This window comes from Dietzia alimentaria 72 (assembly GCF_000226215.1).
Lineage (GTDB): Bacteria > Actinomycetota > Actinomycetes > Mycobacteriales > Mycobacteriaceae > Dietzia > Dietzia alimentaria.
Genome location: NZ_AGFF01000024.1, coordinates 101,442 through 114,175, shown reverse-complemented (window position 1 = coordinate 114,175; position 12,734 = coordinate 101,442). Strand labels below are relative to the sequence as shown.

7 protein-coding genes are annotated in these 12,734 nt (G+C 68.2%); 5 read left to right on the top strand and 2 right to left on the bottom strand.

The genetic code is table 11. From position 1 onward, the window contains the following. The first annotated feature begins 5 nt into the window (after positions 1–5). The 4 genes from ON04_RS12605 to nudC all read left to right on the top strand — a co-directional run bounded on the left by ON04_RS12605 (position 6) and on the right by nudC (position 8,847). On the top strand, positions 6–3,365 hold the full coding sequence (locus tag ON04_RS12605) for an ATP-dependent DNA helicase (RefSeq protein ID WP_238529324.1): 3,360 nt from the start codon (positions 6–8) through the stop codon (positions 3,363–3,365). Further along, positions 3,362–6,649: an ATP-dependent DNA helicase gene (locus ON04_RS12600; protein WP_010541983.1), complete on the top strand. Its 3,288-nt coding sequence runs from the start codon at positions 3,362–3,364 to the stop codon at positions 6,647–6,649. Before ON04_RS12605 ends, ON04_RS12600 begins: the two co-directional genes overlap by 4 nt. A gap of 107 nt (positions 6,650–6,756) precedes the next feature. Further along, the gene (locus tag ON04_RS12595) at positions 6,757–7,836 is read left to right on the top strand and encodes a potassium channel family protein (RefSeq protein WP_010541982.1); all 1,080 of its coding nucleotides are present in this window, start codon (positions 6,757–6,759) and stop codon (positions 7,834–7,836) included. Positions 7,837–7,920: 84 nt separating this feature from the next. Continuing rightward, complete coding sequence (nudC, locus tag ON04_RS12590; protein ID WP_010541981.1) at positions 7,921–8,847, top strand: NAD(+) diphosphatase; 927 nt, start codon at positions 7,921–7,923, stop codon at positions 8,845–8,847. Positions 8,848–8,856: 9 nt separating this feature from the next. Here the strand turns inward: nudC and ON04_RS12585 are convergent, their stop codons facing one another. Continuing rightward, entirely contained in the window at positions 8,857–9,132 is a 276-nt protein-coding gene (locus ON04_RS12585; RefSeq protein ID WP_029458384.1) for a mycoredoxin, read from the bottom strand. Between the two features lie 188 nt (positions 9,133–9,320). On the opposite strand from ON04_RS12585, the gene ON04_RS12580 reads away from it, so the two are divergent. Next, a complete protein-coding gene (locus ON04_RS12580) occupies positions 9,321–11,399 on the top strand; it encodes an ATP-dependent DNA helicase UvrD2 (RefSeq protein WP_029458383.1) in 2,079 nt (692 codons plus the stop codon). Between the two features lie 13 nt (positions 11,400–11,412). Here ON04_RS12580 and ON04_RS12575 read toward each other — a convergent pair whose 3' ends face one another. Further along, complete coding sequence (locus ON04_RS12575) at positions 11,413–12,729, bottom strand: ABC1 kinase family protein (RefSeq protein ID WP_010541978.1); 1,317 nt, start codon at positions 12,727–12,729, stop codon at positions 11,413–11,415. Between the last annotated feature and the right edge of the window lie 5 nt (positions 12,730–12,734).

Below are 12,734 nucleotides of genomic sequence, written 5' to 3'. Positions count from 1 at the left end.
GAGCCGTGACAGAGCCCGCCGCCACCCCGAACACGCCACCCAGCACGCCACCCAGCACGCAACTGAGCCCGCCGCCGAGTACGTCACTGGGCGCTGGCCGGTCCGCCCCCGCGGACGGTGGCGCTCCCGCCGCGGACGGCACGCGTTCGTGGCCGGCGGACCTCACCGATCTCCTCGGCCGCGACTGGAGTACCACCCGGCTGGGCGGGCAGGAGCGCTGGGTCGTGCGCGGCGGCCCAGGTAGCGGCAAGACGTCACTGGTCGTTGACGCGGTTCGGTCCGCGATTCTGCGTGGCGTCGGACTGGACGGCGTGCTCGTGCTCACAGGGTCCGCGACGGCTGCTGCGGCGTTGGTCGAGGAGATCACCTGCGGGCTGGCCCCCGAGCTCGTGGTCGGTACCGACGCGCCGGTTCGCACGGTCCACTCGTTAGCACACGCTGTGGTGCGGTTGGCAGCGGCCAGAGCTGACGCCCCACCACCGCGACTCCGCACGGGTGCGGAGCACGACGCCGTGGTTCGCGAGACCCTGCTCGGTGAGTTGGCGGACGGCGCACCTCTGTGGCCGGAATCTATGCGGCCTGCGTTGTCGACGGTCGGATTCGCGCGCGAGCTACGCGACCTGCTGTTGCGGTCGCTCGAACGGGGGATAGGTCCGCGCGAGCTCGCCCGGCTGGGCCGTTCGGCGGGCAGACCGGCGTGGGTGGCAGCCGCGGGGTTCTTCCGCCGCCACGAGGAACAGATGGCGTTGCGCTCGGGTATCCGCGGCGGCGAAACCGACGTCCCCGAGGCGCTCAACGCCGCGGAACTGGTCGGTGCGGCATTGGACGCGCTCACCGCTGATCCCGAGCTGCGTGAGACCTTCCGGTCGCGGCGACTGGTCGCGGTCGACGACGCCCAGCATCTCGACCCGTTGTCGGCCGAGTTCGTGGCCACCATCGGCGGCGGTGCCGACGTCCTCCTGGTGGTCGAAGACGGTGATCAGTCGGTGTTTCGTTTCCGCGGCGCCGACGGCGGGCTCGCCAGGGCCGTGATCGACCAGGGCGGACGAGCCGTCGACCTGCAGGTCGGCCACCGGATGGCTCCCGAGATCGCCGCTGTAGCCGCGCGGGTCGGCTATAGACTCCCCGGCGCCGCACTTCACCGGCCGCGCGAATCAGGGACTGCGGACGGGGCATCGCGATCCTCGGTGGCGGACGGTCGGATGGCAAACGGCTCGGTGGGGGTCGTCGTGGCGGGTACTCCCTCCGGTGAAGCAGCCGTCGTCGCCGATTTCCTCCGGCGTCGACACGTCCTGGACGGAATCGACTACGGCGAGATGGCCGTAGTGACCCGGTCCCTGCCGAGAGTGGCGGACTCACTGTTGGCGGCCCTCGACGCCGCAGGTATCCCCGTGGTGGACGCGGGCGCGGAATTGCCACCCGCACGGGATCCGGTGGCAGCGGCGCTTCTGTTGCTCCTGAGGTCGGTGGTCGAACGAGAGGACGCCACCGACGCGGAACGCGTCCTGACGATGTTGTCCGGGCCGGTGGGGCGCGCAGACGCCGTCGCCATGCGCCGGTTGCGGCGAGGACTGCGCCGCTCCGGAATCGGAGGGACGGACACCAGTGCGGAAACGCTTCGCAGACTCGTGTTAGCGGACGAGGATCAAATCCCGCAGGGGCTCACCGCGGTTGAACTGGCCCCGGTCACGCGGATCCGTCGGGCTCGCGCGGCCGTCCTGGACTCGCTGCGTCACGGAGGCACCGTCGAAGAGGTTCTCTGGGCCGCGTGGTCGGCCTCGAGACTGGAGCGACGACTCGTGCGCCAGGCGGTGGCCGCGGATCCGTGGTCCCGGTCCGCGGATCGCTCGCTGGATGCAGTGGTGTCGTTGTTCGATCATGCGGCGGACTACGTCGACCGCGTCCCGGGCGGGTCGGTTGCGCTTTTCTGCGGAGTGGTCTCCGGCGAGGACCTGCCAGCGCCCCGTCGCGCGGACATGCGCGCCAGGGGAGGTGCGGTCAGCCTGTTGTCCGCCCACGCCTCGGTCGGTCGCGAGTGGAGGGCGGTGGCGGTGTGCGGGGTCCAGGATGGTGTCTGGCCCGCACCCCGCCGAAGGTCCGGACTTCTCGGCGTGGACGAACTCGTCGACATCACCGAATCGACCGGCGACGGACCGTTGCCCTCGGAGTCGGAGCGCGCGGTCTCGTCCGCTATGGCCCGCTCGGCCGAGGAACGCCGACTGTTCTACGTGGCCTGCTCTCGTGCGCGCGAACACCTCCTCGTGACTGCCGTCGAATCCGCGGAGGACGGTGACGTGGCCGCCTCCAGGTTCGTTGACGAGGTCGCCGAACTGGCCACCGTCCCGGCCTCTGCCAGCCCGTCCCTCGGCTCGGTCCGCTACGCGCCGACCGTGTTCACGCTGCAACACCTGGCTGTGGACCTGCGCGCGGCGCTGCTCGATCCGACGACCGATCCTGGCGATGTCGCCTACGCCGCGGGATTACTTGCCGGACTCCGCGACGCTGGCGTTCAGGAAGCCGATCCGAATACCTGGTTCGGTGCGGCTCAGCCCTCGACGGCGGAGCCCGCCTTCACCCCGGGACCGGGGGAGCCGATCGCGGTCCTCTCGCCGTCCGGGTTCGGTGCACTCGAGGAGTGTCCGCTCAGATGGTTCCTCCAGAAGATCCGAGGGGACTCCTCCGACTCCGGGTCGGCTGCGCCGCTCCTGCGCGGATCCACCGTCCACGCACTCGCCCAGGCTGTCGAGGGAGGAGTAACCGAGGACGAGCTTCGGGGGGCGGTGCAGCGTCGAGCGGAGGCATTAACCGTCGCCCGCGGCTGGTTCGCCCAACGTGGAGTCGAATCGATGGTCGGGATGGCCGAGACCTTTCGTACGTGGCGTAGCGCCACTCGGGCGGAGTACACCACCGTGGGCGTCGAGGAGTCATTCGAGTTCGACGTGCCGGGCAATGTGCGCGTGAGGGGCCGTATCGACAGGCTCGAGGCCACCGAGGCAGGGCACGTCGTGCCTGTGGACCTGAAAACCTCCTCTGCGCCCGTCAGCCGTGCAGTTGCGGCCGCACACCCCCAGTTGGCGCTGTACCAATTGGCCGTGTCCCGCGACGCGGTGGAATCCGCGGTGAACCGGGAGCCGGGGGGTGGGCTCTTGCTGTACCTGGCGGGCCGGGAGGGGAAACTGCCGATCGACCGCGCCCAGGACCCGCTCGGCGAGCAGTCTGCCGAAGCACTGACGGATCGCATCGTCGGCGCCGGAGCGGCGACCGTCGGACCGCGGTACACCGCTCGTGTGGGCCCCTGGTGCTCCCACTGCGACGTGCGGTCGAGTTGCCCCGCGCAGCCCGAAGGACAGCAGGTGATCGAGTGAAGGGGAGCATCGACCCCGGCGCCATTGCCGACGCTCTCGGTATCCATCGACCCACGCCCGAACAGGCGGAGGTCATCGCCGGTCCGACCGAGCCGACACTGGTACTCGCCGGAGCCGGCGCGGGCAAGACCGAGACCATGGCGGCCCGCGTGGTCTGGCTGGTCGCCAACGGCTACGCTCGCCCCGGAGAAATTCTCGGGCTGACCTTTACGCGCAAGGCAGCACAACAATTGTCGAGGCGGATCCGCCGGCGTCTCGACGCACTGGCCAGAAGTGAGGTGTGCACCGGGCCCGGCGCGGATCCGGCTATCGGCGAGGCGATCCGAACAGAGGACCCGCAGATCTCGACCTACCACGCGTTCGCAGGAACGATGCTCGGGACTTACGGACTACTGGTGCCGGTCGAGCCGGACTCCCGGCTGCTCACCCCGACGGCTGCGTTCCAGCTCGCTCACGACGTCGTCTCGCGATGGGAGAGCCCCCTGACGACCGGTTCCAATCCGGGAAGGGTAACGCGGGACGTCCTCGCGCTGGCAGGACAGCTGTCGGACCATCTCGTCACTACAGACGACTTGCGATCCCACCCGGACCTGCTCACCACACTCATCGCGACGCTTCCCCCCGGCCCGCGACAGAAGGACACGCCCACCGCCTGGCTCGAGTCGACGGCCGACGTGCAGGGGCACCGCGATGAACTCGCCGACCTGGTGGATGCCGTCGCCGAGCGGATGCGCGCCGAGTCCGCACTCGACCACAGCTCACAGATGGCGTTGGCGGCCACCGTCGCCCGAGATCATCCTCAGGTCGGCCAGTCCGAGCGTCGGTCGTCCCGGGTGGTCTTGCTCGACGAGTACCAGGACACCGGACACTCCCAGCGTGTGCTGCTCTCGTCGTTGTTCGGCGGGGGCGCGGGACCCGTGCCGGCGGTCACCGCCGTCGGCGATCCGATGCAGTCCATCTACGGATGGCGCGGGGCATCCGCATCCAATCTCGACAGGTTCGGCGATGACTTCCCACTGGAGGACGGGAGCGAAGCCCACCAACGGGAACTCACCACTTCCTGGCGGAACCCGCCCGAGGTCCTCTCGTTGGCCAACCAGATCACCGAACCTCTGCGTGATCGTCCGGGCTCCGTCCCGGTCCCCGAACTCAATGCAAGAACGGGAGCGGACGCGGCCGATCTGCGGGTCGCGGTCTTCGATACCGCCGATGACGAGCGCGATTGGCTCGCAGACTCCCTCACCGAGAGGTATCGGGCCGCCGAGGCCGCCGGGCGCGTGCCCACCGCCGCGGTACTGGTCCGCCGAAATGGGGACTCCGCGCCCATCGCCGAGGCACTTGAGGCCCGAGGTCTGCCCGTCGAGATCGTAGGGGTCGGTGGGCTGCTCGATGTCCCGGAGGTCGCCGACGTGGTGGCGCTACTGACCGTGGTCGCTCGACCCGGTGCCGGCGCGGCGCTCCTGAGACTCCTCAGTGGCTCGCGCTTCATGCTCGGGGCATCCGATCTCGCGGTGCTCTCGCGGCGTGCAGCCAGGCTTTCGCTCCACCGAAGCGGGTCGACGACCGGGGCCATCACGGACATCGTCCAACTCGACGTGGTGCTCGACGAGATCGCCAGGGGAGAGGAGGTAGATTCGGCGGGTCTGGCGGATGCCCTCGCGGACCCCGGCCCGGCTCGGGACTACAGCCCCGCCGGCTCGGCCCGGATCACCGAACTCGCCGGGATCATCTCTGGTCTGCGTGCCCGAGCGTCCGCACCCCCGGGCCGTCTCGTCGCCGCGGCCGAACAGGCGCTCGGACTCGACGCGGAAGTGAGGTTACGGCAGCGCACAGGCGGTGGACATGCCCGCGAGCAGCTGGACACCCTGCAGGAGGTCGCAGCCGGGTTCCGCCCGGACAGGGGGACGGGGCTCGACGCATTCCTGGCCTACCTCGACCTCGCACGATCGGTCGACAGCGGACTCGCACGCGGTGAGGTCGCCTCTACCCCGGGGCGCGTGCAGATTCTGACCGTGCATTCCGCAAAAGGGCTGGAATGGGAGATCGTGGCTGTTCCGCATCTGTGCGCCGGGGTGTTCCCATCCGGTCAGGCACCGCAGACCTCCATACGAACTGCCACGCAGCTCCCGGAACAGCTCCGCGGAGACCGTGAATCCGACAACAACCCCGGAGGGGTCCCGGTGCCGCGTCTGGAGGAGGTTACCGATCGCAAACTTCTCGAGGCCGCATTGCAGGCTCACATCATGCGTGTCGGCCGGCGATCACTGGACGAGGACCGGCGACTTTTCTATGTGGCTGTCACCCGTGCTGAACGGTCCCTCCTGTTGTCGGCGTCGCACTGGATCGGGACGGGCTCCAAGGCCCGTGGGCCGTCCGAATTCCTCGACGAGGTGATCGAGGCGTGTTCGGGCGAGCATCCCATCGGTGTGATCGACCACCTCGACATCACTCCGTCACCGACGAATCCGGCGACCGACACCGTCACGGAGGCGACCTGGCCCAGGTCCGCGGCCCCGGAACGGTATGCGAGCGCGCGCGCCGTGGAGTCAGCGGTGCCGATAGACGCGGAGACGGACGCGGCCCCGATCACGGGTGCGGCGAGGCGATGGCACCTCGCCGCGGCACCGTTGCTCGCCGATGCCCGCCGTGCCGCAGAACGGCACAACGAGGTCATCCTGCCGCGCAGACTCACCGCCGGCGAGATCGTGGCGATGGCATCCGATCCGCAGGAATTTGCCGATCGCCTGCGCAGGCCGGTGCCCTACAGGCCCGACAGGTTCGCCCGGAGAGGGACCCGGTTCCACGCCTGGTTGGAGCACAGGTTCGGCGCGACTCACCTACTGGACATCGACGACCTGCCTGGCGCGGGTGACCAGGGCGCGATCGACGGCTTGTCCGAGGCGGATCTCGTCGCACTGCAGGAGGCGTTCGAAGCATCCAGGTGGGCCACGAAGACCCCCGAGGCGGTTGAGGTTCCGTTCGAAGTGGGGTTGGGCGCGCACCTCCTCCGGGGCCGAATGGACGCGGTCTTCGCTGACGGGGACCGCTGGATCGTCGTGGACTGGAAGACCGGTCGGGTGCCCGCCGCCCGCGACATGTCCGCGGTGGCCCTCCAACTCGCCGTCTACCGGTACGCATGGGCGAAGATTGTGTCCAGCCGCGTCGGCAGACCTGTGCCCCTCGACAGCGTCAGGGCGGTATTCCACTACGTCAGGCCCAACAGAACCATCGAGCCCGACGATCTGCCGGATGCCGAGGACCTGCAGCAGATGCTCGGTGGCTGACCCGGCCGGGGGCGGTTGTTGTACGGGGACGGCCGATAGGCGACGATGACTTCTCTACGACGACACTGGGCCGCCACCGGCCCCGTCCCCGCGGAACGGAGTGGACAATGGCGAAAAAACGCGCACTAGCGTCCAGGTTCCGCGGCAGTGACCCGTTGGACGAGAGCCCCGATCACGTTCTCGTGGGCGTGGTGAGCATCCCCGAGAGCTCCGAAAGCCCGTGGTGGCTGATCGGTAAGCGCGTAGCGATGGCTGTGACGGCGTTGCTGATGGCCGTGATCGTGGTGTGGTTCGACCGCGGGGGATACACCGGCGGTGGTGGACCAGCCGGCGAGATGACGCTGATCGATTGTTTCTACTACGCCACGGTTTCGCTCTCCACCACCGGTTACGGCGATGTCACGCCGATCACCCAGCAGGCGCGACTGATCAATACGCTCGTCGTCACCCCGCTCCGCGTGGTGTTCCTGATCCTGCTGGTCGGCACCACCCTGGCGGTGCTGACCGAACAATCCCGACAAGCGCTGAAGATCCAGCGCTGGAGGAGTCTCGTGCGCAATCACACCGTCGTCGTCGGCTACGGCACCAAGGGCAGGTCCGCCGTCGCGGCGATGCTCGCCGACGACATCGCCCCGGACGACATCGTCGTCGTGGACACCGATCCCCAGGCGCTCAAGTCCGCCGCCACTCGCGGTCTCGTCACCGTCCACGGGTCCGCGACCCGATCAGACGTTCTCAAACTGGCGGGCGTCACCCGCGCCGCCGCGGTCGTCGTGGCCACGAACTCCGACGACACAGCAGTACTGGTCACGCTCACGGCGAGAGAGCTCGCACCCAATGCCAAGATCGTCGCCACTGTGCGTGAGAGCGACAACAAACACCTGCTCAAACAATCCGGTGCTGACTCCGTGGTGGTGTCCGCCGAGACTGCGGGTCGACTGCTCGGCCTGGCCACCATCACCCCCACAGTCGTAGGGATGATGGAGGACCTGCTCACCCCGGACGAGGGATTCTCGATCGCCGAGCGTCGCGTCGAGGAGAGCGAGGTCGGCGGGTCACCCCGTCATATGTCCGAACTGGTCCTGGGGGTGGTCCGCAAGGGCCAACTCATCAAGGTCAACGAGCCCCACGCCGACGCGCTCGAATCGGGGGACCGTCTGCTGTACATCCGAATGGTCGCCAGCTGAGTCACGGAATTCGCCAAAACTGCCCGGATCACCCGGGCCTACGCTGGCCCACTACCCGGACGACCCGCCTCAAAGGACCCCATCTTGCCGCTGGACTTCACCCTGGACTCAGACCCGGTTCTCTCAGTCGCTGCGCCTGACCGGGCCGCACCGCTACGACAGGACGTCGACGGACTCGCGGAGGGGTGGGCCGAGGCGCGGGTGATGCGAGTGGATCGCCGCAACCGGTTCGCCACCGAAGCCAGCCCGTTCGGTCGACGACGGATCAGACTCGAGCAGGCCACCGGTTTCGCCGACCGGTTACCCGATGACGCGGTGTTCCTCGGCCGGGCCGAGGATGAGCGCCACATCTGGGCCGTGCCGGTCGACGAGTTGTCCGATGACCCGGCGGTCTCCAACCTTCGACAATGCGGCGCTGAACTCGTCGAGGGGGACGGATCACTCGCGTCGCAGGCCATCGCGCTACTCGGATGGCACCGCGACAACGTCCGCGGGCGGGACCCCGAGTATCACCCCCGCCGGACGGACGCCGGGTGGGCGATCGAAGACCCCTTCCACGGTGGCCCCGAATACCCGCGCACGGACCCGGCGGTGATCTGCCTCGTGCACGACGGCGGACGCCGTGTGCTCCTCGCACACCAGCCGATCTGGCCCGCCGGGATGTACTCGCACGTGGCCGGGTTCGTCGAGGCGGGTGAATCCCTCGAGGGCTGCGTCAGGCGTGAGGTAGCCGAGGAGGTCGGGGTCGAGGTCGACCGCATCCGCTACCTCGGTAGCCAACCCTGGCCGTTCCCGCGCTCACTGATGGTCGGTTTCCACGCCATCGGTGATCCGGACGCGCCGATCATCCTCGAGGACGACGAGATCAGTGAAGCCGCATGGTTCGACGTCGATGAGGTCCGTGCAGCCCTCGACCACCGCGGGGAGCTGATCGTGGCGCCACCGGTCTCCATCGCACACGTGATGCTGCGCTCATGGGTCGCGGCGGTTGATCGCGGCGGCGCTGACTGACCGCCCCTGTCAGGCCCCTGCGAGCTCTCCGAGCTTTTTCCGCACATCGGACGCCGGCGGGTTGGTGGCCGTGGTGCCGTCTGAGTACAGCGCGGTGGGTACGACCCGGTTGCCGTTGTTGACACTCTCGACAAACGCGGCGGCCTCGGCGTCCGCCTCCACGTCGACCTCGGTGTAACCAATCTCCTTTTCGTCCAGCAGCTTCTTCAGTCGCGAGCAATACGGGCACCACGTGGTCGTGTAAAGAGTCAGAGCCGCGGCATCGTCATTCGTCAGTTCACTCATGACGAGATGCAACGCATGCGAGGCCCTTAATCATCCCCGGGGGAGGCCCGCGGCGGGATGTCAGACCCGGATGCCACGATGGGGACGTGACTGACATTCGGCGTGGTGGGCAGGAAGGCGTAGAGAGCGGCCGGTTCGTCGACGGGCACGGCGGCAAGCGAGCAACTAGCGACTCTGCGCTCACGGGGCTGGATCCGCAGCAACGTCGCGCCGTGCTGGCCCCGCGGGGCCCCGTCTGTATTCTCGCCGGAGCCGGCACCGGAAAAACTAGGACGATCACCAGGCGGATCGCGCACCTCGTGAACACAGGTCACGTTCGCGGGGACCAGGTCCTCGCGGTGACCTTCACGGCCCGCGCGGCCGGAGAGCTCCGTATGCGCCTCGCGAGCCTCGGCGTCGCGGACGCAGGAACCGGACCCGTCCAGGCACGGACCTTCCACTCCGCGGCGTTGCGCAACCTGTCCTACTTTTGGCCCCGTGTGTACGGCGAGGAGCCATGGCAGCTTCTCGACGGGCAGTTCCGGGCTGTCGCGCAAGCCGTCCGACGAGTCGGGTTGGACCCGTCCACTGAGACGATCCGAGACGTGTTGTCAGAGATCGGTTGGGCCAAGTCGAGTCTGCTCACCCCGGACACCTACGTCGAGAAGGCGATTGCGCTCGGGCGGGACCTGCCGGTACCGGGGCCCGACGTCGCACGCGCGTTCCGTGCATACGAGGATCTCAAGGTCTCCGGCCCGGTCCGGATGCTCGACTTCGATGACCTGCTGGGGCACATGGCGGACCTCGTGGAGGAGGTCCCGGCCATCGCGGAGGAGTTCAGGGACCGCTACCGCTGCTTCGTCGTCGACGAGTTTCAGGACGTCACCCCGGCCCAACAGCGACTCCTGTCCGCATGGTTGGGGAACCGCGACGACCTCACCGTGGTGGGGGACGTCAATCAGACCATCTACTCGTTCGCAGGCGCCGAACCGGACTTTCTCCTCGGATTTGCCGACAGGTATCCGGAGGCCACCGTTGTACGCCTGGAGTCCGACTATCGCTCGACCCCGCAGGTGGTTGAGCTGGCCAATGCCGTCATCGGGGGTGGAGTCGGGAAGTTCCGCGGCGCCGGCCTCACGCTCAAGGGGATGAGAGCGCCGGGCCCCGAGCCGGTGCTCACCGAGCACCCGGACGAGGACGCGGAGGCAGAGGCCGTGGCTGCGGCGATCGCCGACCTGGTCCACGGGGGTCTCGACCCGTCCGAGGTGGCCGTCCTCTATCGGATCAACGCGCAATCCGAACGCATCGAGTCCGCACTAGACGAGGTGGGGATCGGGTATCGACTCAAGGGTGGCGAGGGCTTCTTCGAGAGGTCAGTTGTACGCCGCGCGATGTCGGCGATCGATCGCCTGGTCGACGGGTCTGACGAGGCGCAGACGCAGGCACACGCCGCGCTGACCGATCCGACGGACGCGGTGAGCGTCATCCGTCAGACGCTCGAACCACTGGGATTGACCGCCGCAGAACCGTCCGGCACGCAGGCGAGGGAGAGTTGGGACTCGCTGACCGCTCTCGTCGGGCTGGCGGAAGAGATCGCCACCACTGAGACCACCCCCGGCCTTCTACCCGTGGTCGCCGGGCTGCGAGCGCGAGCCGCGGCACGCCACGCTCCGGACGAACGTGGTGTCACGCTCGCGTCGTTCCACGCTGCCAAGGGACTCGAGTGGGACGCTGTTTTCCTCGTCGGAGTGCACGAGGGCAGCCTGCCCATCAGTCACGCCATCAACTCCGGCCCCGACGCCATCGAGGAGGAACGACGCCTGTTGTACGTGGGCATCACACGCGCCCGTGAACACTTATCGCTCACGTGGAGTCGTAGTCGTCGGGCCGGTGGACGTGCGACCCGCCGACCGAGCCGGTTCCTCGACCCCGTCAGGCCGGCGCAGGTACCGGCGAGTCCTCGCGTCACGCGCGACCAGACCGACAAAGGTCACTGTCGCGGGTGCGGTGAAAAGCTGGCCGGGCCCATGCATCGCGCCCTCGGTCTGTGCCCTGAGTGTTCTATAGAAGTCGACACGGGCCTGTTCGAACGGCTACGTGACTGGCGCAAGGAGACGTCGGAACGGATCGGGAAACCCGCGTACACGGTGTTCACCAACGACACGCTCGCCCAGATCGCACGCGAGCGACCCACCGACACCAGAGCGCTCAGTCGGATCGGCGGAATCGGTGCACACAAGTTGGACGAGTACGGAGACGACGTGTTGAGGCTGGTGCGCACGAGCTGAGCGCTGGGCTTGGTTAGTCCTGCTCGTCGAATATCTCCGGGATCCACTTGTGGACGATTCCCCGGTACGGCGCCGAAGACTGTAGCTGGCAGAGCATTCCGACCGAAGCCGACAGCACACGATGAATGAGGGCATACTCCCGCGGGAGCGTGAACGAGCGCGAAGTCCGGAACTCCCGGCTCGACACGTCCCCGTAGACGGTCACGATTTCCTGCATCCAGGCGCGGCTGAAGTGGAAGACCGGCTCGCGCATCGGCTCGATGAACGGCCCAAGGAATGCCATCGCATCGGCGCTTGTCATTCCACTGCGGCCCACATATCCGGCGCGCGTCATCACAGCCAGCAACTCGTCGGCTCTTCCCGCCAGTGCCAGCCGCATCATCGAGGTCAACACCTCGGGGATGCCGTTAGGGAGCTGGACAGACGCACCGAAGTCGAGGACGACCATCCGCCCATCGTCGGTCAGCAGGAAGTTTCCGGGGTGCGGGTCCCCGTGCATCATCCGAGCGCGGATCGGGGAACTGAACTGGAATTCGGTGAGCAGTTCGCCGGCCAGGTTGCGTTCATCCTGCGTGCCGCCGGTCGAGATCTTGGACAGAGCGCGGCCGTCGGCCCATTCAGTGACGAGCACCTTGGGGGAGGACGCGAGCACCCCCGGCACCCGGATCAGCGGGTCGTCGCGATACGCGGCAGCGAAGACGCGTTGGGTGTCGGCCTCAGCTCTGTAGTCGAGTTCTCCGACCGCACTCTCGTAAAGTTCGTCGATCACGCCCTTGACGTTGGTGCCGGGGCTCAGAGGCTTGAAGAGCGGTGCGAGCCGTCGGAGTTGCCGCAGGTCGGAGCGTAGGGCCTCGTCCGCGCCCGGGTACTGCACCTTGACGGCGACCTCCCGTCCGTCCGACCAGACCGCACGGTGGACCTGACCGATCGACGCGGCGGCGGCCGCATTGCTGTCAAAGTCGGCGAAGCGTTCCCGCCAACGCAGGCCGAGTTGGGCATCGAGGACTTTCTCGACGTCGGCCGGCGGCAGGGGAGGGGCCTCGGACTGCAACTTGGTGAGGGCTTCACGAAACGGCTCGGCGTACTTGTCGGGCATGCCGGCCTCGAACACGCTGAGCGCCTGGCCCACCTTCATCGCGCCGCCTTTGAGTTCGCCGAGGACGGCGAACACCTGCTCCGCGGCCTGGTCGGCGAGTTCTTCCGTTAGGTCGCCCTCCCCGCGGCCGAGTGCGCGACGCCCGAGCGACCCAGCGGCGCGGCCGGCAATGCCCAGTGGGAGTCCCGCGAGGCGTGCGGCGCGGCTGGAAGAGGTGCGGGGGAGATCGGACACGCCAC